This window comes from Streptomyces sp. CA189 (assembly GCF_056428985.1).
Map to the genome: position 1 here is coordinate 26,660 of NZ_JBWJVM010000050.1, position 23,967 is coordinate 50,626.

At 70.4% G+C, this 23,967-nt stretch carries 15 protein-coding genes and 1 pseudogene; 11 read left to right on the top strand and 5 right to left on the bottom strand.

Translation table 11 applies throughout. From position 1 onward, the window contains the following. Positions 1 to 102: 102 nt before the first annotated feature. On the bottom strand, positions 103 to 516 hold the full coding sequence (locus AC061S_RS29605) for a DUF4307 domain-containing protein (protein ID WP_478688956.1): 414 nt from the start codon (positions 514 to 516) through the stop codon (positions 103 to 105). A 151-nt stretch (positions 517 to 667) separates the two neighbouring features. Between AC061S_RS29605 and AC061S_RS29610 the strand changes: the two genes are divergently transcribed. The 3 genes from AC061S_RS29610 to AC061S_RS29620 are packed head-to-tail and all read left to right on the top strand — an operon-like array spanning position 668 to position 3,053. Then, positions 668 to 1,954, top strand: coding sequence for an RNA-guided endonuclease InsQ/TnpB family protein (locus AC061S_RS29610; protein ID WP_478688957.1), 1,287 nt, complete (start codon positions 668 to 670; stop codon positions 1,952 to 1,954). Next, positions 1,951 to 2,832 (top strand): mycothiol conjugate amidase Mca, encoded by an 882-nt coding sequence (mca, locus tag AC061S_RS29615; RefSeq protein WP_478688958.1) that lies wholly within the window; start codon positions 1,951 to 1,953, stop codon positions 2,830 to 2,832. The genes AC061S_RS29610 and mca overlap by 4 nt, the downstream gene beginning before the upstream one ends. Positions 2,833 to 2,834: 2 nt before the next feature. Beyond that, a complete protein-coding gene (locus AC061S_RS29620; protein ID WP_478688959.1) occupies positions 2,835 to 3,053 on the top strand; it encodes a hypothetical protein in 219 nt (72 codons plus the stop codon). Positions 3,054 to 3,119: 66 nt separating this feature from the next. On the opposite strand, the gene AC061S_RS29625 is transcribed toward AC061S_RS29620, so the two are convergent. After that, the gene (locus AC061S_RS29625) at positions 3,120 to 6,485 is read right to left on the bottom strand and encodes a tetratricopeptide repeat protein (protein WP_478688960.1); all 3,366 of its coding nucleotides are present in this window, start codon (positions 6,483 to 6,485) and stop codon (positions 3,120 to 3,122) included. 336 nt (positions 6,486 to 6,821) lie between these two features. Between AC061S_RS29625 and AC061S_RS29630 the strand changes: the two are divergent. The 3 genes and pseudogenes from AC061S_RS29630 (at position 6,822) to AC061S_RS29640 (ending at position 11,504) form a co-directional block, all read left to right on the top strand. After that, a pseudogene (locus tag AC061S_RS29630) lies at positions 6,822 to 8,062 on the top strand (RNA-guided endonuclease InsQ/TnpB family protein). 41 nt (positions 8,063 to 8,103) lie between these two features. After that, a complete protein-coding gene (locus AC061S_RS29635) occupies positions 8,104 to 9,597 on the top strand; it encodes an IS701 family transposase (RefSeq protein WP_478688961.1) in 1,494 nt (497 codons plus the stop codon). Positions 9,598 to 9,821: 224 nt separating this feature from the next. After that, positions 9,822 to 11,504 (top strand): FG-GAP-like repeat-containing protein, encoded by a 1,683-nt coding sequence (locus AC061S_RS29640; RefSeq protein WP_478688962.1) that lies wholly within the window; start codon positions 9,822 to 9,824, stop codon positions 11,502 to 11,504. A gap of 105 nt (positions 11,505 to 11,609) precedes the next feature. On the opposite strand, the gene AC061S_RS29645 is transcribed toward AC061S_RS29640, so the two are convergent. After that, a complete protein-coding gene (locus tag AC061S_RS29645; RefSeq protein ID WP_478688963.1) occupies positions 11,610 to 12,341 on the bottom strand; it encodes a ricin-type beta-trefoil lectin domain protein in 732 nt (243 codons plus the stop codon). A 195-nt stretch (positions 12,342 to 12,536) separates the two neighbouring features. Between AC061S_RS29645 and AC061S_RS29650 the strand changes: the two genes are divergently transcribed. Both AC061S_RS29650 and AC061S_RS29655 read left to right on the top strand, forming a co-directional pair. Further along, a complete protein-coding gene (locus AC061S_RS29650; protein ID WP_478688964.1) occupies positions 12,537 to 14,591 on the top strand; it encodes a thioredoxin domain-containing protein in 2,055 nt (684 codons plus the stop codon). A gap of 271 nt (positions 14,592 to 14,862) precedes the next feature. Continuing rightward, complete coding sequence (locus tag AC061S_RS29655) at positions 14,863 to 16,209, top strand: glycosyltransferase (RefSeq protein WP_478688965.1); 1,347 nt, start codon at positions 14,863 to 14,865, stop codon at positions 16,207 to 16,209. Positions 16,210 to 16,271: 62 nt separating this feature from the next. Here the strand turns inward: AC061S_RS29655 and AC061S_RS29660 are convergent, their stop codons facing one another. After that, the gene (locus AC061S_RS29660; protein WP_478688966.1) at positions 16,272 to 17,501 is read right to left on the bottom strand and encodes an RNA-guided endonuclease InsQ/TnpB family protein; all 1,230 of its coding nucleotides are present in this window, start codon (positions 17,499 to 17,501) and stop codon (positions 16,272 to 16,274) included. A gap of 143 nt (positions 17,502 to 17,644) precedes the next feature. Here AC061S_RS29660 and AC061S_RS29665 point away from each other — a divergent pair, with 143 nt between their 5' ends. From AC061S_RS29665 to AC061S_RS29675, 3 genes are read left to right on the top strand one after another with little or no spacing between them, the layout of a single operon-like run. After that, a complete protein-coding gene (locus AC061S_RS29665; protein WP_478688967.1) occupies positions 17,645 to 19,357 on the top strand; it encodes an ArnT family glycosyltransferase in 1,713 nt (570 codons plus the stop codon). Between the two features lie 6 nt (positions 19,358 to 19,363). Further along, positions 19,364 to 20,575 (top strand): glycosyltransferase, encoded by a 1,212-nt coding sequence (locus AC061S_RS29670; protein ID WP_478688968.1) that lies wholly within the window; start codon positions 19,364 to 19,366, stop codon positions 20,573 to 20,575. A 47-nt stretch (positions 20,576 to 20,622) separates the two neighbouring features. After that, positions 20,623 to 23,043: a galactose oxidase-like domain-containing protein gene (locus AC061S_RS29675; protein ID WP_478688969.1), complete on the top strand. Its 2,421-nt coding sequence runs from the start codon at positions 20,623 to 20,625 to the stop codon at positions 23,041 to 23,043. Between the two features lie 63 nt (positions 23,044 to 23,106). On the opposite strand, the gene trhA is transcribed toward AC061S_RS29675, so the two are convergent. After that, on the bottom strand, positions 23,107 to 23,793 hold the full coding sequence (gene trhA, locus AC061S_RS29680) for a PAQR family membrane homeostasis protein TrhA (protein ID WP_478688970.1): 687 nt from the start codon (positions 23,791 to 23,793) through the stop codon (positions 23,107 to 23,109). Positions 23,794 to 23,967: the final 174 nt, after the last annotated feature.

The following is a 23,967-nucleotide window of genomic DNA, read 5'->3' on the forward strand; positions in this document are numbered from 1 at the left end:
GTCGGTACAGGGACTGCAAAGCCGCCAGCGGCGGACGAAACCACGAGCCTAACAATTCGGGAAGAAAAGGGGGAGGACGCCAAGTGTGTGAACTGCGTCAGGTCAGCCCGCGGAACCGGCCACGCGGCAGCCGACCAGCTCGATCATCGTGGCGCGGCCGGTGGTCTTCAGCGTGACCATCTGGTCCACGCGCTTCTGCGGCTCCGCGAAGGTGAAATCGGCGCGGCCCACCTCGCCGTGCCCCTCGTCCTGCGAGCTCAGCGTGCACACCCCGGTGTCCGAGGCGCCCTTGCGCACCTCCAGGTGCACGTCGACCGCGGTGTCGGAGACGACCTTGAACTTGATCACCTCGGCGCTCACGCTCTGACCGGCCACGTAGTCCCAGCCGATCCAGCCGACCACACCCAGCAGCCCGACGCCGAGGACCGACCCGATGACCTTGAGCTTGCGGTCCGCACGCTCGTCCGCCGACCGGCCGTAGCGGCCCTCGGGCAGCTCTTCGCGCACCGCGCTCATCGATCGTTCCCTTCGAGGTGGGCGAACCACGGAAATCCCAGCCCGGGGAGGGCGGTCCCGCCATCGTAGACGCGGAGTGCCCCGGTTCTCTTCGCACCTGCCGTGATCTGCGCTTTCCGGCATTGTCAGTGGGCTCGGCTAGGTTGATCGCATGACGGCACGACAGGAGAAGGAGGAGACCGGGCTTGCTCGGTTCACCTACCGGCTTCGCGTGTCTTCCACCGCGCTCGCCGCGTTGTCGGGTGAGTGGGCGCGGTGCCGGTGGGTCTGGAACGAATGCTGTGCCCGGTCGCGGAAGGCCCGGGCTGAGAATGAGGAGTGCGGTCCGGCCCGGCTGGACAAGATGCTGACTGAAGCCCGCAGCCGCAACACCTGGTTGGGTGACGGCAGCAGCGTTCCGCAGCAGCAGCTGGTGCGGGACTTCGGGAAGTCCCGCACCAAAGCCTTGAAAGACATCAAGGCCCGGTTGCCGATTCGGCAGCGGGCGGGAATGCCCAAGTACAAGAAGAAGGCCAAGGCCGATCCGAGCCTGAACTACACCCGGCGCGGTTTCCGGATCAAGGACGGCCGCCTGCACCTGGCGGGCGGCATCAGCCTCACCGTGGTGTGGTCCCGCGCACTTGCGGCGGCCCCGTCGAGCGTGCGGATCTACCGCGACACCCTCGGGCACTGGTACGCGTCCTTCGTAGTCCCCGCCGAAGCCCAGCCGCTCCCGGGAACGGGCGCGGTGATCGGCATCGACTGGGGCGTAAAGGAGACCGCGACCACCACCAGCGACTCCCATGACCTCCCACACGCCGAGCACGGCAAGAAGGCCGCTGCCAGGCTCGCGCGCTATCAGCGGATGATGGCCCGCCGGAAACCGGCGAAGGGCAGGCGCGGGTCGAGGGGCTACCGGGCGGCGAGGAAACTGGCGGCGAAGCTCTACAAGCAGGTGGCCCGGCAACGCCGGGACGGCGCCCGAAAGTGGGCCAAGACGGTCGTCCGCGACCACGACGCCCTTGCTGTGGAGGACTTCCGCCCGAAGTTCCTCGCCAAGTCCGCCATGGCACGTAAAGCGGCCGACGCCGCGATCTCCGCCACTAAGCGTGAGCTGATCAACATGGCTCGCAAGCACGGGCGTATCGTGCACCTGGTCCATCCCGCGCACACCACGATGGACTGCGCGCAGTGCGGAGCGAGAACCAAGCACGCACTGCCTCTCTCGGAACGTACCTACACCTGCACCGCGTGTGGAGCCGTGTCCCCCAGGGACAAGAATTCCGCCCGCGTGATGCTGGTCCGGGCTGGTCTCAACCCGGCTGGTGCTGATCGTGTAAGAGCTGAGGGGCCGCAGGCCCACAGCCAACGTGAGCCAGGAATCCCCGGCCCTCAGGATCGGGGAGGATTCAATATAGGAGGCGCCCGCCTGAACGACTCAAAGAGGATCCTGTCTTGACCGAGCAGCTTCGACTGATGGCCGTCCACGCCCACCCCGACGACGAGTCGAGCAAGGGCGCGGCCACCATGGCCAAGTACGTGTCCGAGGGGGTGTCGGTGCTGGTGGTGACCTGCACCGGCGGTGAGCGCGGCTCCGTCCTCAATCCCAAGCTCCAGGGCGACAAGTACATCGAGGAGCACATCCACGAGGTGCGCGCCAAGGAGATGGACGAGGCGCGCGAGATCCTGGGCGTCGACCAGGAATGGCTGGGATACGTCGATTCCGGTCTCCCCGAGGGCGACCCGCTGCCGCCGCTGCCCGAGGGCTGCTTCGCGCTGGCCGACGTCGACGAGGCGGCCGGCCGCCTGGTGAAGAAGATCCGCGCCTTCCGGCCGCAGGCCGTCACCACGTACGACGAGAACGGGGGCTACCCGCACCCCGACCACATCATGACCCACAAGATCACGATGGTGGCCTTCGATCACGCGGCCGACACCGAGAAGTACCCCGAGGCGGAGTTCGGCCCGGCGTACCAGCCGCAGAAGCTCTACTACAACCAGGGCTTCAACAAGCCGCGCACCGTCGCACTCCACGAGGCGCTCCTCGCCCGCGGCCTGGAATCCCCGTACGGGGAGTGGCTGCAGCGGTGGAAGGAGTTCGAGCGCACGGAGCGGACCCTGACCACCCACGTGCCCTGCGCCGAGTTCTTCGAGATCCGTGACAAGGCGCTCATCGCGCACGCCACGCAGATCGACCCGGACGGCGGCTGGTTCCGCGTCCCAATGGAGATCCAGAAGGAGGTCTGGCCGACGGAGGAGTACGAGCTCGCGAAGTCCCTCGTGGACACTTCCCTCCCCGAGTCCGACCTCTTCGCGGGCATCCGGGAGAATGCGTAGCTATGAGCGCTACGCAGGAAGCAATCACCCAGCTCCTCCCGCTGGCCGGCGACACCTTCGACAAGAACAAGGTGACCCCCGGCCTCCTCGGCTTCGTCGTCTTCGCGGCTCTCGCCCTCGGGGTGTGGGGCCTGATGAAGTCGATGAGCCGCCACATGGGCCGGGTCGACTTCAAGGAAGCCCCCGAGCCCGCCCCGACGGAGGGCACGCGCGCCCCGTAGGGGCCGTCCACGTGCGGTGACCGCCGCCCCGCCGTTCAGGGCCGGGGCGGCGGCTTCCCGCGCGCCCTACGCGGAGGGCAGCGCCACCGGGACGCCCATGATCTCCCGCGAGTGCAGGTTCGGTACGAGCGAGAGCCGCCACGCCTGCCAGCCCTCCGCCGGGTCCACCCCGCGCCCCAGGATCACCGTGTAGGACTCCAGGCAGTCCTCCAGCCGCCCGTCCCGCATCGGGTGCGGGGCCGCCGCCAGCCGCGACAGCTCCGTCCGCGCCTCGTCCGGGGCCGCCGGGAGCGCGTACGGCAGGAGCGTGCAGCGCAGGAAGCGCGCCCAGTCCTCCCCGCGCCGGTCCCCGTAGGAGATGAACAGCCGCACCGCCTCCTCGCACAGGTCCAGCGCCTGCGAGGTCCGCCCGTTGCCCGCGTCCACCACCGCCAGCTCCAGACAGGTCCAGGCCTCCCCGTGGGCCAGCCCGATCCGGCGGAAGTCCGCCCGCGCGTCCACCAGGAGCTGGCGGGCGAACCCGGAGTTCTTCAGGTTCCCCGTCTGCGCCGCCCGCTGGTCGCGCGTGACCCGGCCCGAATGGTGGCGGGCGTGCGCCAGCCCGTACACGTCCCGCATCCGGGAGAACATCGTGCGGGCCCGCTCCAGCTCCCGTACCGCCCGGTCCCGCTCCCCGGCCTCCTCCAGCGCCTGCCCCAGGTAGTACAGCGTCCACGCCTCGCCGCGCGCGTCCTCCGCCTCCCGGTGCCGGGCCAGCGCGTCCCGCAGCCGGTCCAGGGCGGGCCCCGGATCCCCGTCGACCACCCGGGCCCGGCCCAGCTGGGTCAGCGCCCAGGCCTGGCCGCGGTCGTCCCGCGTGCGCCCGTACAGCTCCAGCGCCAGGCGCAGCTCCGCCTCCGCGCGCGGGACCTCGCCCAGGCGCAGGTACACCTGGCCGAGCTGCAGGTGCGCCCAGGCCTCGCCGTGCACGCTCTCGCTCTCGCGGTGCAGCACCAGCGACTCGCGCAGCAGCCGCAGCGCCTCCGCGAGGTGCGCGCGGTCGCGCTCCACCGCGCCGAGCGCGTGCAGGCCCCAGGCCCGGTCGCCCGCCAGCTCGTCCGGGGCCTGGAGCACCAGCGCCTCGCGGATGCGGGCCGAGGCCTCGGGGAGGTTGCCCTGGTGGTGCAGGGTGATGCCGAGCGAGACCAGGGCCATGCCCGCGCCCGCCTCCTGCCGGGCCTCCATGTACTGGTCGACCAGCGAGGTCAGCGTGGTGCGGGACTTGTCCAGCTCGCCGAGCTGGCGGGCCGCGATGCCCGTACGCCACTGCACCGAGCGGACCAGCAGCCCCTGGTCGACGGCCTGGGTGAGCTCGTTGATCTCGCCGAGTCGATACAGGTCCCCGCGCAGCAGGCAGAAGTCGCAGAGCGCGCCCAGCAGATCGAGTACGGCCTGCTGGTCCACGCCCTCCGAGTGCCGCAGCGCCGCCGTGATGAAGCTCGACTCGTCGTCCAGCCAGCGCAGGGCCGCGTCCAGGGAGACGAAGCCGTGGCCGCCGACCGTGCTCGCCTTGGACAGGGCGTTCGCCCGCGTGGACATCTTCCCGTCGACCATCCGGATCACCGAGTCGGCGAGCTGCGCGTACGTACGGATCAGCCGCTCGTGCGCGGCCGAGGCGCCGGCCCGGTCCTCGTCCTGGGCCAGCCGCGCCGCCGCGTACGCGCGCACCGCGTCGTGCATCCGGAACCGGTCCCCGCGTACGTGGTCCAGCAGCCCGGCCCGCGCCAGCTCGCGCAGCAGCCGCCCGGCCTCCACCTGGTCCGCGTCGATCAGCGCCGCCGCGGCCGCCGCCCCGAGCGAGGCCCGGCCGGCCAGCGTCAGCCGGCGCAGCAGCCGGCGCCGCTCCTCGGGCAGGGCCGCGTAGGCCAGGTCCAGGGCGGCGTCCAGGGAGCCGCCGGGCTCCGGGGACGCCCCGACCTCCCCGAGGGGGGCCAGCACGCGCAGCGCCAGCGGCAGGCCGGCGCCGAGCGCGAGCAGTGCCCGTACGGTCTCCTCCGGGTACGGGGCTGCGGGCGCGGCCGCGTCGGCGGGCGGCTCCGCGGCTCCGGCCGCCGGCCCGCCGGCTCCGGTGGCCCCGGCTCCCTTCCCGGCGGCTCCCGGCCTTCCTGCTCCCGTGCCCGCTGCCACCGTCCCCACGGCCACGGTCCCCGCCGGGTCCGCGCCCGCCGCCCGGACCAGCTCCGCGCCGGCCTCCTCCGCCAGCCGGGTCACCGGCAACTGGTACACCCAGGCCGCCAGCTCGGCGGGCAGCTCCAGCGGCTCCCGGGCCGTGACCAGCACCAGGCTCTCGGAGCGCTCGGGCACGAGCATCCGTACCTGTGCGGCGTCCACGGCGTCGTCCAGGACCACCGCCACCGGGGTGCCCTGCACGTGCTGGTGGTACAACTCTCCCAGCCTGCGAACCTGTTGCTCCGCCGACGAGCCCTCGCGGAACAGCAACTGCTCGCGGGGCGCGCCGAGCCGGTTCATCAGGTGCAGCAGCGCCTCGCGGGTCGGCAGCGGGCTCTCGGAGGCGCCGCCGCCGCGCAGGTCCACCACGCAGGCACCCCTGAACTGGTCCCGCAGCGCCTGCGCGGCATGCAGCGCCAGCGTGGTGCGGCCGACCCCGGGCTCCCCGTGCAGCACCACGACCACCGGACGGGTCTCGGTGCTCGCCCGGGCGCTCTGCACCCACTGGGCGATCCGGGCCAGCTCGGCCCGACGGCCGACGAACGCGCCCTCCAGTGCCGGGAGTTGGCCGAAGGACTGCTCCAGCATGGCCCGCCGGCGGGCCTCTGCGCTGCGATTGGCGCCGCGCAGCTGGAGGGCGTTGCCCCCGTTGCCGGTCCCGTTCACCTTGTGCGGGGCGTGCTGCGCCGCGGCCACCTTGCGCTGCTGCTCCAGGAAGGGGCGTATCCCGCGCACCTCCAGCGCCGACAGCCACTGCAGTTTGAGCTGCTCCGCGCCTCCCGGCCGGCCCGCCTCCCCGGCGCGCCGGTTCGCCGCGGGCAGGTGCAGGGCGGTCACCTTGACCACGGTCGCCGTGGCCCCGGCCACGCCCACGATGGCGCCGGTGGTCAGCGCCGTGCCGACCGCCACGCTGAAGGCCAGGTCGGCCACGATCGCGGCAGCGGCCGCGACCCCCGTCACCAGGAGCGCCGTCGAGGTGTTCGCGCGCCGGAAGGCCTCGCCGAGCGATTCGTCCCCGGCCGCCGCCTCGTCCAGGGCGCGCGTGTACGCCTCGTACTCGGTGGCGGCGCTCGCCGCGAGCGCGTCCAGTGCCTGCTTGCCGCGCGCCAGCAGTGCCGCCTTGGCCTCCGGAGTGCCGGCCGCTCCGCCCGCTCCCCGCCGGGACTCCTCCTCCACGGCCCGCCCCAGCAGCCGCTCGGCCTCACCGCGATGACTGTCCCGCATCGGCATCCCCCTCAGAGAGCTCCGGCACCGTGCCACAAGTGTCCTTCGGGACGGTCGCAAGCGCGAGGGAATCTGAGCTAGTTCAGAGGGAGTTGGTCGGCAACCGGTCGCTTGTGGTCTGCGGCGGGCGGAGATCGAGTCCCTCCGGAACCACGCGCGACGGCAATGACCTCTCGCTTCCAGCCTCCTCGGCCGACCACCCCGACCCGTACCGCCCGGCCGCTCTGGTGTCGCCGTGGGTAGGCAGGAGTGGTCATTGATGATCCAGTGAAGTCAATTTCGTACTCTTGTGGCAACTTCGACCATCAAATCGTATTGCAGGGATATCTTGGTTCTGTGCAGCTCCGATATAACTACCGGGTTTATCCGGATGCATCCCAGCAAGTTTCTCTGGCGCGGGCGTTCGGGTGTGCTCGTGTGGTGTGGAATGACTGTTTGCGCGTCCGCAAAGAAGCGCATGCGGAGGGGCTGCCGTATCCGGCTTCGGCGGTGATGTCCAAGGTCCACATAACCCAGGCGAAGCGCACGGAGGAGAGGTCCTGGTTAGGTGAGGTCTCTGCAGTCGTACTGCAGCAGTCGCTTCGAGATCTGGATGCTGCGTTCAAGTCCTACTTTGACTCGATCGCGGGCAAGCGAAAGGGTAGGAAGGTCGGCCCGCCGCGGTTCAAGTCGAAGAAGGACACGCGGCAGTCCATTCGCTTCGCCTCCGGTGCTTTCCGGCTGAAGGGTAACGGGCTGCTGAGCGTGGCAAGGGTCGGTGACCTCAAAGTCGCTTGGTCGCGGGTCCTGCCGGCGGCTCCAACCTCCTTGACGGTTGTCAAGGATTCGGCAGGTCGGTACTTTGCGAGTTTCGTCGTGAACGTGGATGCCGATCCACTGCCGGAGACGGATGGTGAGACGGGTATCGATCTGGGTCTGGCAACGTTCGCGGTGCTCTCTGACGGCAGCAAGGTTGTGGCCCCCAAGTTCCTTCGACGTGCGGAGAAGAAGCTCAAGAGGCTGCATCGGGACCTGTCGCGTAAGGCGAGGGGGTCAAGGAACCGGGTGAAGGCGCGGATCAAGGTCGCCCGGCAGCATGCACGGGTGGCTGACCAGCGTAGGGACTGGCATCACAAGGTGTCGACACGGATCATCCGCGACAATCAAGCGGTGTACGTGGAAGACCTCGCGGTGTCCGGCCTTATGCGCACCCGGCTTGCCAAGTCGGTTCACGACGCGGGCTGGTCGACGTTCGTGGGCATGTTGGAGTACAAGGCCGCCAAGCATGGCAGGTACTTCGGGAGGATAGGCCGCTTCGAACCGACCACCCAAGTCTGCTCCCGCTGCGGACACAGGGATGGTCCAAACCCTTGAACGTCAGGAAATGGACCTGCGAGCAGTGCGGGGCTGTGCATGACCGGGATGAGAACGCAGCAATCAACACCCTGGCCGCCGGACGGGCGGACAGGCTAAACGCCTCGTGGAGCGCAGGTAAGACCGGATCGAGGGGTCCGGCGCGGCGTGATGAAGCAGGAAGCCGCCGAGACGGTCGTGTGGCCGTGGCAGGAGTCCTTGTACTACAGCGGCAGATCATGTGACTGCTGATCGGTTGTGTCGTTGAGCGGTCATGCTGGCTGTTGTGACTGAGGAGCAACTCGGTGAGTGGGCCGAGGAGTTAGCGGTCTTCCTGGCTGGTCTCGGGCACTTGTTCGCGCGGCCGGAGCCGCGGGAGGTGTTCGCGGACCTGGTCGAGGGGCTGCTGTCGGACCTGCGCAGGAAGAACGCGTGGACGATGTCCGCACGCGCGGGCCACGTCACGCCCTCGCGGATCCAGAAGTTCCTGAACGCGGCCTCGTGGTCGGCGGACGCCCTGCTCGGCGAGCTGTGCGCCTACGTCGCCGAACACCTGGGCGACCCGGCCGCGACGCTCGTCCTGGACGACACACAGGTGCAGAAGAAGGGGACCAAGTCGGTGGGGGTCGCCAGGCAGCACTGCGGGGTGACCGGCGACGTACGGAACTGCCAGGTCATGGTGATGCTGACCTACGCCGCCCCTGGCGGGCACACCTACATCGACCGCCGCCTGTACCTGCCCGCGGCCTGGACCCGCGACCGGGCCCGCTGCCGCGAGGCCGGGGTACCCGACGCGGTCGCGTTCGCCACGAAGCCGCAGCTGGCGGTTCGCATGCTCGAACAGGCCTTGGCCGAGGGGGTGCTGTTCTCCTGGGTCGTGGCCGACTCCGGTTACGGCCGCGATGGCGGCCTGCGCGACTTCCTGCATCGCGAACGCCTGTCCTACGTGCTGGCGGTCCCGGTCACTCTGCCGCTGGCCGGCCCGCCCGGCAGCCCCGCCCCGGGCACCGCGAGGATCAAGCGCGCGGACCACCTGCTGCCCTACGCGAAGCGCCGTGACCAGTGGGAACGCCGCTCCTGCGGGGAGGGTTCCAAGGGCCTGCGCTACTACGACTGGACCCTGTTCGCGGTGAAGGCCACCGGACAGGAACCGGCCGACGGATTCGAACACCATCTGCTGATCCGCCGCTCCACCCACAAGAAGCAGCTCGCCGGCGGACGGTTCGACTACGAGTACGCCTACTTCCTCGTCCACGCCCCCATGGGCACCCCGGCCGGTGCGGCGATCGGGCAGGCCGGCGTGAGATGGCAGATCGAGGAGGACAACGAGCAGGGAAAACAGCTCACCGGTCTGGACCAGTACCAGGTCCGCAAGTGGACCCCGTGGCACCGCAGCGTCACCTGCACGATGCTCGCCCACGCCTTCATCACCGTCCGGCGCGCCCGGCACCCGGGCGATGTTCCCGAGCTCCCGCACGACACAACGAGCCTGGCCGAAGCCGCCCCCGCGCCCCCCGGGGCGGCTGCGGTCCCGACCTCCCGCGCGCGCGAATCCGGCCCGATGGTCCGGCTGACCCTCTCGGCCATCGCCGGACTCCTCGCCCTCACCGGCCTGGCCGTCCGCCACGACGACGCCGAGCTCCTGCGCCAGCACCACTGGCGAGTCGAACACCAGACCGCAGCCGCCATCAGCCACTACCAGCGACGCGGCGACCCCCTGCCCGCACACCTTCGCCCAACCAAACCGACCCGATCACATCAGCAAGATCCGCCGCTGTAGTACAGGCCAGGTGATCACGGACCTGAAAGACGTCAGCCTGCTCCACCAGCGGTATGCCAAACTTCGCATCCAGGCCCTCAATCCCACGGACAGTGCGGGCCTGTTGATGCGGCGAGGTCACGGGCGCGCGCCCGTAGCGTGAGGAGCCCTTGTAGACTCACCAGGTTTTGGTGATCTCCTCAGAGGGGTGGCACGAGTACGTGCAAGCGATTCGAAGAACACTGGTGGCCGGAGTCGTGCTCGCGGCGGGTCTGTTCGCCGGTACGGCGGCGGGCCCGGCCGTCGCGGCGGGGACCGCCCCCGCCGGGAAGCCGGTGAGCCTGATCTCGTACAACGTGTGCGGCGCGTCGACGTGCAAGAGCAGCGCGGCGGACGAGGACGTGTGGGCGGACGAGGCGCTGCAGAAGGTGCCTGACCTGGGAGCCACCGATGTGGTCATGCTTCAGGAGCTGTGCGCCGGCCAGTACGAGAAGCTGATGCAGAAGCTGGGCGCGGGATACTCCGGCCATTTCACGGCCAAGCTCAGCAGCTCCGGATGCGACCAGTGGAGCACCACGGCCACGCCGACCACTGATTCGACCCGGCTCGGACAGGCCGTCATCCTGCGGACGAGCGCGGGCGTCGTCGGATCGTCCGTCCAGGTCACGGCGAACGACACGCGGCTCGCGGTGTGCGCGAAGGGTCCGGTCGCCGGCCGCCACACCCTGGCCTGCAGCGTCCACCTGTCCGCCAGTACCTCGGCGGGCGATATGCACGAGCTGTTCGGGCACATCGAGGCGAACGCGGGCGGCGCCGCCGTGATCCTCGGCGGCGACTTCAACGCAAGGCCCGACGTCGTGGATCCGACGGTCGGCCCGGGCAGGCCCGTGACGGGCCCGCTCGTGGAAGCGGACGCCGGGCCGAAAACCCCGACGGCGGGGTGGAACTCCACCACCAAGGCCTACACGGCGAAGTTCGACCACGCGTTCTTCAGCTCGGAGGACTTCGAGACCCCGTCCGCGTCCGTCGCGGACGTGCAGCTCGCCGGAACGAAGGACCACGCCCTCCTGCGGGCGAAGACGGTCACCCGGGCCCCCGTGGACGGCGATCTCACCGGAGACGGCCGCCCCGACCTGCTCGCCGTACGCAAGGACGGGACGCTGCGCCTCTACCCGGGCATCGGCGCCGGCCGGTTCGGCTCCCCTCAGCTGATGGGAAGCGGTGGCTGGCTGGGGGCCGTGGTCAGTCACCGCGGCGACTGGACCGGCGACGGGCGCGAGGACGTGGTGGCGCGGATCGGCGACAACCTGTGGGTCTACCCCAACGTGGGCGGCGGAACGCTGGGCGAGCGCGTAGCCGTACTCAACCGGGAAACCGGCTGGACGGGCACCGTCCCGCTCGCCGCCGGAGACCTCGACGGCGACGGCCAGAGCGACCTGGTCGTCAAGAGCGCGAGCGGCAGCCGCCTGTGGCTGCACCGGGGCGGCACCCCGGCGACCGGCCCCTCACTGCCCCGCGCGGCGATCGAGCTGCTGCCCACCGAGGGGGACTGGGCGGATCACGACGTCCTCACCCCGGGGGACGTCACTGAGAACCCGGCCGAGACCGGTGACGAGAACATGGCCGACCTGTGGGCACGCAACCGAACCACGGGTGAGCTCAAGGAGTTCCGCTCCAAGGGCGCGGCCGGCCTGGCCGCGCCCCAGACGATCGGCGGCGACACCTGGACCGCCGCACAGCGCCCCCTGGCCGTCTCCCTCGGCGACGCGGACGCCGACGGCCGCGCCGACCTCTGGGTCACCACGAAGTACGACGCGACAACGGCCACGGGCGGCGACCTGTGGTTCCGCCCGGGCACCACGGGCACCTTCGGCACCCCGGTCCGAGTCGGCGAAGGCGGCTGGGCCTACATCGAGTCCCTCGCCTGAGAAACACCGGAGCCCCGGCGCGACACTGCGCGTCGGGACTCCCAAGCCGCCGGCCCGTCTCCCCAGGGGGGAGGCGGGCCGGCGGTCATTGGTCAGTGGTCTGGGCTAGCCGGTGGCTCCGAGGGGTGAGGCGAGGCCGGAGGCGTACCAGCGTTGCGCGTTGGAGACATTGCAGTCGAACAGTTCGAGCTGGGTGCCGTTGTCGATGCGGGCGTACGGCAGGTCGAGGCAGCGGCCGGACTGCGGGTTGTAGAAGCCGCTGGTGGCGGTGGGGAGCCATTGCTGGCCGCCGGCACCGTTGCAGGTGTTGAGCTGGATGAGCGTGCGGTTGGCAGTGCCTCCGGCCGCGACGGTCAGGCACTTGCCTACCACGCGCAGTTCGCCGTTCTCGCGGACGTTGAACGTCTGGGAGGCGCCGGGGTCGGCGTTGCAGTCGTGGATGTAGATGCGGTCGCCTTCGGCATTGCTGCCGTAGTCGTCGTCCGCGCACTTGGTGCTGCTCACTGCGGACACGAGGGTGGTGCTGGTCGCGGAGGGGACGGTGGAGTGGTCGTAGACCGCCACGTTGCTGATGCGTCCCATCCAGAAGGAGGACGGCTGACTCTGGTTCTTGAAGCGGCCGAGGACCATCGGGCCAGTGGCGCTCCAGACGTTGGCCTTGGGGTGGTGGCCGGTGCCGGCGAGGGTGCCGTTGACGTACAGGGCGATCAGGCCGGTGGTCTCGTCGTAGGTGGCGGTGAGCTGGGTCCACTCGTTGATGCGGACGTTGGCGGCGTCGCTCATGGTGGTGGTCTGGTTGTAGTCCCAGCCGTCGTCGTCCCTCGCATGACCGCTCAACGACACAACCGATCAGCAGTCACATGATCTGCCGCTGTAGTACTTGGCTCGCGGGCCAAGGTGCATGTCAAATGAACGAGCACTTCGTAGTGGTGGGGCCGTACCCCTTGCGCCGATCGTGGGCTGGGGCGGCCGGTTCGCGTGAGCGACGTGGCAGGTCGTCCGGGTGGACTTGCTGCGCATAGATTTGGCCCCATGCCGAACCGCCTCGCGAACGAGACCTCCCCTTACCTGCTCCAGCATGCCGACAACCCCGTCGAGTGGTGGCCCTGGTCCCCGGAGGCCTTCGCGGAGGCACGGGAGCGTGGTGTACCCGTTCTGCTAAGCGTTGGGTATAGCTCGTGTCATTGGTGTCATGTCATGGCCAACGAATCCTTCGAGGACGAGCTGACGGCCGCCTATCTCAACGAGCACTTCGTCAACGTCAAGGTCGACCGCGAGGAGCGGCCCGACATCGACGCCGTGTACATGGAGGCCGTGCAGGCCGCCACCGGGCAGGGTGGCTGGCCCATGACCGTGTTCCTGACGGCCGACGCCGAGCCGTTCTACTTCGGGACCTACTTCCCGCCCGAGCCCCGGCACGGGATGCCCTCCTTCATGCAGGTGCTCGAAGGCGTGCGCACCGCGTGGGTCGGGCGGCCCGAGGAGGTGGCGGAGGTCGCGCAGCGGATCGTACGGGACCTCGCGGGGCGGCAGCTCGACTACGGGAAGGCCGGCACCCCCGGGCCCGAGGAGCTCGCGCAGGCGCTGCTCGGGCTGGTGCGGGAGTACGACTCCACGCGCGGGGGGTTCGGCGGGGCGCCGAAGTTCCCGCCGTCCATGGTGCTGGAGTTCCTGCTGCGCCACCACGCCCGGACCGGGTCCGACGGGGCGCTGGAGATGGCGGCCGATACGTGTGAGGCCATGGCGCGGGGCGGGATCTACGACCAGCTCGGGGGCGGCTTCGCGCGGTACTCCGTGGACCGGGAGTGGGTCGTGCCGCACTTCGAGAAGATGTTGTACGACAACGCGCTGCTGTGTCGGGTCTACGCCCACCTCTGGCGCACCACCGGGGACGATCTCGCGCGCCGGGTCGCCCTGGAGACCGCCGACTTCATGGTCCGCGAACTGCGCACCCACGAGGGCGGCTTCGCCTCCGCCCTGGATGCCGACAGCGAGCACCCGGAGACCGGCAAGCACGTGGAGGGGGTCTACTACGCCTGGACTCCGGCCCAGTTGCGGGAGGTGCTGGGGGAGGAGGACGGGGATCTGGCCGCCGCCTGTTTCGGGGTGACGGAGGAGGGGACCTTCGAGCACGGCATGTCCGTACTCCAACTGCCCGCGCAAGGGCCGGACATCGGTGACGAGCGGCTCGCCGGTTTCAAGGAGCGGCTGCTCGCCGCGCGGCAGGCGCGGCCCGCGCCCGGCCGGGACGACAAGATCGTCGCCGCCTGGAACGGGCTGGCCATCGCGGCCCTCGCCGAGTGCGGGGCCTTCTTCGACCGGCCCGACCTGGTCGAGCGGGCCACCGAGGCCGCCGATCTGCTCGTACGGGTCCATATGGATGGGCGGGCGCGGCTCGCGCGGACCAGCAGGGACGGGCGCGTCGGGGTCAACGCCGGGGTGCTGGAGGACTACGGGGACGTCGCCGAGGGGTTCCTGGCGCTGGCGGCCGTCACCGGTGAAGGGGTCTGGCTGGAGTTCGCCGGGTTCCTCGTCGACCTGGTCCTGGACCGGTTCACCGCCGAGGACGGCTCGCTGTACGACACCGCGCACGACGCGGAGCGGCTGATCAGGCGGCCGCAGGACCCGACCGACACCGCGGCCCCCTCCGGCTGGACCGCCGCGGCCGGCGCCCTGCTCTCGTACGCCGCGCACACCGGTTCGCAGGCGCACCGTACGGCGGCCGAGCGGGCGCTCGCCGTGGTGCACGCGCTCGGGCCGCGCGCTCCGCGCTTCATCGGGCACGGGCTGGCGGTCGCCGAGGCGCTGGTCGACGGGCCGCGCGAGGTCGCCGTGGTCGGCCATCCGGAGGATCCGGCGCGGGCGGAGCTGCACCGGGTGGCGCTGCTGGGGACGGCTCCCGGGGCGGTCGTGGCGACGGGCATGCCGGGGGCGGAGGACGGCAGCGGCGGGGAGTTCCCCCTTCTGGCCGAGCGCACGCTCATGCGCGACCTCCCGACGGCGTATGTCTGTCGACATTTCGTCTGCGCGCGGCCTACGACCGATCCGGTCGAGCTGGCGGAGCAGTTGGGTACGGTTCGTCCCTGAAAGCACTGGAGTAGCGTCAATTCCGGTTGTCTGAAGGTCACTTCGGCAACGTGGTTTTTATCTGGAAAGCGCCTACGCGTCATGTTTGCTGCCTAGTCTCGTGACTTCGGAGTCACCGATCAGTCACGGACAGCGCCCTCGGGCGCCGGGGGAGCGCGCACCGGGGGTTGCGCAGGCGGGGGAATCGGGGGTGGGGCGAGGACGGCGGGCTGGGGAGCCCGCCGCGCGTCCGCCCCCGGGGGGTTGAAGGATCGCCGCCTGGGGTTGCGGCATGTCTGTGGGGGGCGCTTTGTTCATATCCATATTCATCTGCGTCGTATCGCTCGCGCTCTTCTGGATGGCGGCGTTCACGCTCTGGTGGCAGATGCACGCGTGGCGGACGCCCGAGACGCTCGCCTCGACCCGTTTCGACCGCCCCGACGGCGGCGGCCGGCTGGCCTTCTCCCTGCTGCTGCCGGCCCGCCACGAGCAGGCCGTGCTGGAGCACACCATCGAGCGGCTCCTGGAGTCGAGCCACCGCGACTACGAGATCATCGTGATCGTCGGCCACGACGACCCCGGGACCGCGGAGGTGGCCGAGCGCGCCGCCGCCCGCGCGCCCGGTCTCGTACGCGTCATCACCGACCACCACGAGGTCAAGAACAAGCCGAAGGCCCTCAACACCGCCCTCCCGCACTGCCGGGGCGACATCGTCGGGGTCTTCGACGCCGAGGACCAGGTCCATCCCGAGCTGCTGTCCCACGTGGACCACGCCTTCCGCGCCACCGGCGCCGACGTGGTCCAGGGCGGGGTCCAGCTCATCAACTTCCACTCCAGCTGGTACAGCCTGCGCAACTGCCTGGAGTACTTCTTCTGGTTCCGCTCCCGGCTGCACCTGCACGCCGAGAAGGGCTTCATCCCGCTCGGCGGCAACACCGTCTTCGTGCGCACCGAAGTCCTGCGCGAGGCCGGCGGCTGGGACCCGAACTGCCTCGCCGAGGACTGTGACCTGGGCGTACGGCTGTCCTCCGTCGGCAAGAAGGTGGTCGTCGCCTACGACTCCGACATGGTGACCCGTGAGGAGACCCCGGGGTCGCTGGTCAGCCTCCTCAAGCAGCGCACCCGCTGGAACCAGGGCTTCCTCCAGGTCTACCGCAAGAAGGACTGGCAGCAGCTGCCCGGCCGCGGTCAGCGCTGGCTGGCCCGCTACACGCTGATGACCCCGTTCATGCAGGCCACGTCCGGGGTCGTCATCCCGGTGAACTTCGCCGTGGCCGTCTTCCTCGACGTGCCCGTCGGCGTCGCGATCGTCACCTTCCTGCCGATGATCACCGCGATGGTGACCTTCGTCTTCGAGGTGGTCGGCCTGCACGACTTCGGCCGCCAGTACGGGCTGCGGGTGCGCTTCACGCACTACGTCAAGCTCGTGGTCGGCGGCCCGTTCTACCAGGTGATGCTGGCCGGCGCCGCGATCCGCGCGGTCTGGCGCGAGCAGCGGGGACGCAACGAGTGGGAGCTCACCAGCCACACCGGAGCCCACCTCGCGTCCGCGTCCGCGTCCGGTGAAGCGGGCACACCCGTCATCCGCGGCAGTGCCGGCGCCCCGAGCACCCTCACCCGAGAGGACAGCCCCCATTGAATCCTCCCCTCCCTGAAGGGAGGGGAGTCCTCGCCCTCCAGGGCTGATCGGGGATTTCTAGCTCACGCTGCCAGGCCAGGCAGCGCCTGGTCTGGTCTTACGCGATCAGCACTAGCCGGGTTGAGACCAGCCCGGACCAGCATCACGCGGGCGGAGTTCTTGTCCCTGGGAGACACGGCTCCGCACACGGTGCAGGCGTAGGTACGTTCCGAAAGGGGTAGTGCGTGCTTGGTTCTCGCTCCGCACTGCGCGCAGTCCATGGTGGTGTGCGCGGGGTGGACAAGGTGCACGGTCCGGCCGTGCTTTCGGCCCATCTCGATCAGGGTCGTCTTCGTCGCGGAGATCGCCGCGTCGGCCGCCTTCCTGGCCATGGTGGACTTGGCGAGGAACTTCGGGCGGAAGTCCTCAACCGCCAGGGCGTCATGATCGCGGACCACGCGCTTGGCCCACTTGCGGCCGGTGTCCTGGCGTTGCCGGGCCACCTTCTTGTGCAGCTTCGCGACGTGCCTTTTCGCCGCCTGGTATCCCTTCGACCCGGGTTTGCCCTTCGCCGGTTTCCGGCGGGCCATCATCCGCTGATGGCGGGCGAGCCCAGCAGCCGCCTTCTTGCCGTGCTCGGCGTGCGGAAGGTCGTGGTCGTCACTGGTGGTGGTCGCGGTCTCCTCCACTCCCCAGTCGATCCCGATCACACGACCGGTCTCAGGCAGCGGCTCGACCTCGGCGGGGACGATGAACGAGCAGTACCAGTGCCCAAGACTGTCCTGATACACGCGCACGCTGGACGGGCCCGCGGGAAGGTTCCGCGACCACACCACACTCAGCACGATCCCGCCCGCCAGGTACAGGCGGCCGTCCTTCAAGCGGAAACCGCGCTTGGTGTAGTTCAGGGACGGCAGTGCTTCCCGCTTCTTCTTCCACTTCGGCATCCCGGCCCGCTGCCGCACTGGCAACCGGTCCTTGACGTCCTTCTGCGCCTTGGCGCGGGACTTCCCGAAATCCCGGATCAACTGCTGCTGCACAACCGACGACCCATCCCGCAGCCAGACGATCCGGGTCCGGGCCTCGGTCAGCATCTTGTCGAGCTGCGCCGGGCCACAGGTCCGCTTGTCCGCCCCCTCAGGCCGAGCCTTGTTCCACAGATGCGTCTGCTTCGACTTCGCGCAGCACTCGTTCCACACCCACCGGCACCGGTCCCACTCACCCATCAGGGCAGTGAGCGCGGTAGACGACACGCGGACGCGGAAGGTCCACCGGGCATGCCCGGCATCCCCCACGATCGGTGTCGTCCTCATCCCAACAACGTAGCCCCGCCCACTGACAACAGCCGGAAGAGCAGGTCAGACCAGATGCGAACCGAACTCCGGCGCTCCGCGCCTCCACCCCAAGGACCCATTCCTCCTCGGCCTGAAGGCCGGAGCCTCCTGGGAGAAATCCGGTGACCACCACTCTGCCCGCGGCCACTGATCCCCAGCCCGGTGCGGCCATCACCGACGCCACTGCCCATGCCTCCGGCACCGCGACCGCTCTCGTCCCGCGCCAGCGGACCGGCGGACTCGGCGTCCGCCCGCCCGCGCCGGCCCGGCCGCTCGTCCGGTTCCGTTCCTCGCGCCCCGACCTGTTGCTCTGCGGGGTGCTGCTGCTCGCGATCCTCCTCGTGCAGGGCTGGAACATCACCAACTTCCCGACCCTCAGCGACGACGAGGGCACCTACCTCGCGCAGGCCTGGGCCGTCCAGGAGGGCCGGGGACTGGCCCACTACACCTACTGGTACGACCACCCCCCGCTCGGCTGGATCCAGATCGCGGGCCTGACCTACCTGCCGTCCCTGTTCGTGCCCGAGTCGATGACCGTCGCGCCGATGCGGTTCTCGATGCTCGTGGTCTCCGCCGCCAGCGCGGTCCTGCTGTACGTGCTCGCGCGCCGGCTCTGGCTGCCGCGCTGGGCGGCCGGCCTCGCCATGGGCCTGTTCGGCCTCTCCCCGCTCTCCGTCGTGCTCCAGCGGGAGATCTTCCTCGACAACATCGCCGTGATGTGGATGCTGCTGGCCTTCTGCCTCGCCGCGTCCCCCAGCCGCCACCTGTGGCACCACTTCGCCTCCGGCCTGGCGGCCGCAACCGCCGTGCTGACCAAGGAGACGATGCTGGTGGTGCTCCCGGCGCTGCTGGTGACCATGTGGCGCCACAGCCACCGGGACACCCGCAAGTTCGCCGTCACCGGGGCCATCACCGCCTGCGTGCTCATCGGGGTGACGTACCCCCTGTACGCGCTGCTCAACGCCGAGCTGCTGCCCGGCTCCGGCCACGTCTCGCTCATCGGCGGGATCGTCTACCAGATGGGCCGGGCCGGCTCCGGCTTCATCCTCGACCCCGGCTCCGGCTCGCACGGGGTCTTCGAGTCCTGGCTGTACTACGACACCGTGCTGCCGCTCGGCGGACTGGCCGGCGCGGTCCTGCTCCTCGTCACCATCCGCTGGTCGGTCACCGCCCGGGCGCTCGCCGGCCCGGCGCTGGCCGTGGTCATCCTGGGCCTCGTCGCGCTGCGCCCCTCCGGCTACCTCCCGGCGATGTACGTGATCCAGGCGCTGCCGTTCCTGGCGCTGGTCCTCGCCGGGGGCGCGGCCAGCGTCACCCACGCCGTGCTGCGCCGCCGCCGGGCGCCGGGGGAGCGGCGCGCCCTGGCCTACGGGCGGTGGGCGCTGGTCGGCGTCCTGGCCGCCGCGGCCGCCGTGTACCTCGTCCCGCGCTGGTACGACGGCAACCGCACGGCGCTCACGGTCGACGCGAACGCCCCGTACCGGGAGGCCGCGGCCTGGCTCGGACGCGAGGTGAGCGACCCCGCCACGACCCGGGTGCTGGTCGACGACGCACTGTGGCTGGACGCCGTCCACCACGGGTTCGACCCGGGGCTCGGCGCCATCTGGTTCTACAAGGCCGACCTGGACCCGGCGGTCACCAAGACCCTGCCGGGCGGCTGGCGGGACATCGACTACGTGGTCTCCTCGCCCACCGTCCGGCGCGACGCGGCGCAACTGCCCAACGTGAAGGCCGCGTTGGAGCATTCGACGCCGGTCGCCGTCTTCGGTACGGGCGAGGACCGCATCGAGATCCGCCGCACCGACCCCACGGCCCGCACCGTCAACGGGAGTTGATCCGGCATGACCGAAGACCTGTGGGTCCCGCACCCCCTGCGCGCACCGTACGCCCCGCGCGCACCACATGCCCCGCACCTGCCGGAGGACGTCGCCGAGGCGCCCGCCCCGGGCAGTGTCACCCTCATCATCCCGACCTTCAACGAGGCCGGGAACATAGCCGAGTTGCTGCGCAGGCTGGCCATCGCGCTGCCCGCGCACCTGCCCTGCTCGGTGCTGTTCGTCGACGACTCCACGGACGACACCCCGGCCGTCATCGAGAAGGCCGCCCTGGAATGCGCCTTCCCGGTGGCGGTCCTGCACCGCGAGACCCCCGCCGGAGGGCTCGGCGGGGCGGTCGTGGAGGGCATCGCGCGGGCGGACACGGACTGGATCGTCGTCATGGACGCCGACCTCCAGCACCCGCCCCACCTGGTCCCCGAGCTCGTCGGGGAGGGCGCGCGCACCGGCGCCGACCTGGTCGTGGCCTCCCGCTACATCGCCGGGGGCAGCCGGGCCGGGCTCGCCGGGAGCTACCGGATCGCCGTCTCGCGCGGAGCGACCTGGCTGACCAAGGGGCTCTTCCCGCGGGCCCTGCACGGGATCAGCGATCCGATGAGCGGGTTCTTCGCGATGCGCCGCTCGGCGGTCACGGAGGAGGCGCTGAAGCCGCTGGGCTACAAGATCCTGCTGGAGCTGGCCGTGCGCTGCCGGCCGGCGCGGGTGGCCGAGGTGCCCTTCGTCTTCCAGGACCGCTTCTCCGGGGAGTCCAAGTCCACCGCCCGCGAGGGCCTGCGCTTCCTGACCCACCTCGCCTCGCTGCGCTCCGCGACCCCGCTGGCCCGCATGATCGGCTTCGGGCTGGTCGGGCTCTCCGGCTTCGTACCGAACCTGGCCGCGCTGTGGATGCTCACGCACACCGGGATGAACTACCTGCTCGCCGAGGTGGTGGCGAACCAGGCCGGGGTGCTGTGGAACTTCCTCCTCATCGAGACCCTGCTCTTCCGCGACCGGCGCCGGCACCGCCGCTGGGCCGACCGGTTCGGGCGCTTCACGCTGCTGGCCAACGCCGATCTGCTGCTGCGGATCCCGCTGATCGCGCTGCTCGTCGGCACCTGGGGCTTCGGGGTCCTGTCCGCGACCGCGCTCGCGCTGGTCACCACCTTCGTCCTGCGGTTCGCGGCGACGGAGGCACTCGTCTACCTCCCGCGCAAGGCGGGCTCCACCCGCACGAGTTGAACCGTACGAGAACCGCACGAGTTGAGCCGCACGAAGGGATGCTCCCCATGCGAAGGAAGATCCGGCGCAGGGCAGGGTGGCGGGCCGCTCTGCTGGCCGTCGGGGCGATGACCGCGGGCCTGCTGCTGACCGCACCGCAGCAGGCCACGGCCGGACCGCCCAACCTGCTCACCAACCCCGGTTTCGAGACCGCCGGCCCGGCCGGCTCCGACATGCCCTCCTGCTGGTCGAAGTCCGGCTGGGGCGACAACGACTTCAGCTTCACCACCGTCGCCGACGCGCACTCCGGCACCAAGGCGATGAAGGTCTCGCTCACCCGCCGGGTGGACGGCGACCGCAAGGCCCTGGTCACCGAGAACGGCACCTGCGCCCCGACGGTCGTACCGGGCCGCCAGTACGACCTCTCGGCCTGGTACAAGTCGAACACCCCGGACGTGTCGGTGACGGTGTTCCGCCACGACACGACGGCCGGCTGGCAGTACTGGACCGATCTGCAGAACCCGCCCGTCAGTGCCGCGTGGGCGCGCACGGAGGTCCGTACGCCGGCGGTCCCGCCGGGCACCGACAAGATCGTGTGGGGTCTGTCCGTCTACGGGGTGGGCACGCTCACCACCGACGACTACGCGCTGGAGGAGGTGGCCGTGCCCCCGCCGCCGGCCACCTGTACGGGCACGGCCACGGAGTGCGCGAAGGGCAAGTGGGAGGTGATCGCCGCCAAGAACCCGGTGCGCTCCATGCACGCCGTCGTGCTGAAGAACGGCAAGGTGCTGCTGATCGCGGGCTCGGGCAACGACATCGCCCAGTTCAACGCGGGCACCTTCACCTCCGCCGTCTACGACCCGGCGAACGGCTCGTTCAAGACGATCCCGACGCCCGTGGACATGTTCTGCTCCGGGCACGTCCAGCTGTCCGACGGCCGGGTGCTGGTGATGAGCGGCAACAAGGGCTATCCCTCGGCGGACGGCACGATCGGCTACCAGGGGCTGAAGGACTCGTACACCTTCGACCCGGCGACCGAGAAGTACACGAAGACCAACGACATGAACGGCGGGCACTGGTACCCGTCGGCGACGATCCTCGGCAACGGCGACGTGATCTCCTTCGGCGGACTGAAGGAGGACTCCACCGGCAACGTGACCGCGGAGAAGTTCTCGGCGGCGCAGAACAAGTGGCTGCCGATGAACGAGGTCAACCAGACCTGGTCGTACTGGGGCCTGTACCCGTCGATGATCCTCATGCAGGACGGCCGGCTCTTCTACTCGGGCAGCCACACCTTCGGCAACGGCACCCCTGGCACCGGCGCCTCCGTCTACGACTACGCCGCCAACACCATCACCGACGTGCCGGGCCTGCGCAACAAGGACCAGCGCGACGAGTCGGCGAGCGTGCTGCTGCCCCCGGCACAGGACCAGCGGGTCCTGACCATCGGCGGCGGCAACAACGAGACCAACCCGGCCGCGAACCGGATCACCGACATCATCGACCTGAAGCAGCCGAGCCCCGCCTACACGGCCGGCCCGGACCTGCCGCAGGGCCTGGTCGACCAGGGCGCCGGCAAGCGCCCGCAGACCGGCGCCGAGGGCAAGATGTACGTGTCCGCCGTGCTGCTCCCGGACGGCAAGGTGCTGGAGACCGGCGGCGCCCTCCACGACCGGGCCGACCCGGTGTACGAGGCCTCGTTCTTCGACCCGACCACCAACACCTACCAGGCGGGCCTGGCCACCGACCCGATCCCGCGGGGGTACCACTCGGCGTCGTTCCTGATGCCGGACGGCCGCGTCATGTCGGTCGGGGACAACCCGGGCAACGGCACGTACAACCACAACGTGTCGATCTACACCCCGCCGTACCTCTTCAAGGGGGCGCGCCCGCAGATCACCTCGGTGATCGACAAGCAGTGGGTGTACGGGGACACGCAGCGCATCACCGTCAACCGGGCGGTCGCCAAGGCGGAGCTGATCCGTCCGGCGGCGGTCACCCACTCCTCGGACCCGAACCAGCGGTTCGTGGACCTGCCGCTGACGGTCGTCAACGGCACCACCATCGACCTGAACGTCACCAGCAACCCGAACCTGGCGCCCCCCGGCTGGTACATGCTCTTCGCGGTCGACGCGAACGGCGTCCCGTCGATCGCGCAGTGGGTGCACCTGGGCGGCCCGTCGGCCCTGGCGGCCACCGCGGAGCCTCCGACCGCGCACGAGCACACCTTCGCGAACGAGCTGGCGGCCCCGAAGCAGAACCCCGCGAAGCGGGACTCGGCCCCGGTGGCCCCGAACGTGGCCGGCTGCGACCGGCACTACGGCACGGCCAACGTGTGCGTGCCCACGCGGTTCCCGGCGGAGGTGAAGCCGACCACGAAGGCCCGCTGTGACTGGCTGGCCGCCCACAAGTACCCGGCCCGACTGAAGGTCAACGGCAGCGACCCGCTGCGCCTGGACCCGGACGGTGACGGCTACGCCTGCACGTAGGTGCGTGTACCGAGTCGGGGCCCCGCCGCACGTGGAAGCACGCGCGGCGGGGCCCCGGCCCGTCTACTGCGAGTAGGCCGCCAGCGAGATGCCCACGTAGTGGGCGACGAATGCGGCCAGGGTCAGGGAGTGGAAGACCTCGTGGAAGCCGAAGAAGCGGGGTGAGGGGTCCGGGCGCTTCATGCCGTAGATGACGCCGCCGACGCTGTAGAGCAGGCCGCCGACGATGATCAGGACCAGGACGGCGATGCCGCCGGAGCGCATGAAGTCGGGGAGGAAGAAGACCGCCGCCCAGCCCATGGCGATGTAGCAGGGCGTGTACAGCCAGCGCGGGGCGCCGACCCAGAAGACGCGGAAGGCGATGCCGGCCGTGGCCGCGATCCAGACCGCCCACAGCAGGGTCCGGCCGGTGGAGTCCGGCAGGAGCAGCACGGTCAGCGGGGTGTACGTGCCCGCGATGATCAGGAAGATGTTGGCGTGGTCGAGCCGCCGCAGGATGGCCTCGCCGCGCGGGCCCCACGTACCGCGGTGGTAGACGGCGCTGACTCCGAAGAGCAGGCACGCGGTGAGGATGTACACCCCGCACGCCACCCGGGCCCGGGTCGAGTCGGTGAAGGCCATCAGGACGAGGCCGGCGATCACCACGGCGGGGAACATGCCGGTGTGCAGCCAGCCGCGCATGAGCGGCTTGGCCTCCTGATCGGCGGGTTCGACCACCGGAGCGGCCACGGCAGCGGCGTCAGAAGTCATGGCGGCCATGCTACCTACGGTTGCGTAGGTTTCCGTTAGTGCGCTTTACGGAAGATTGACCGGAGTGGCGATGCTCACGTGAGAGGCCCCCTGGACATATGCGCACACGCACCGGATGATCAGATGAGTGCGGTCGACACCGGATGAGCGGAGCGCGAAGCGTCCGGGTCGCGG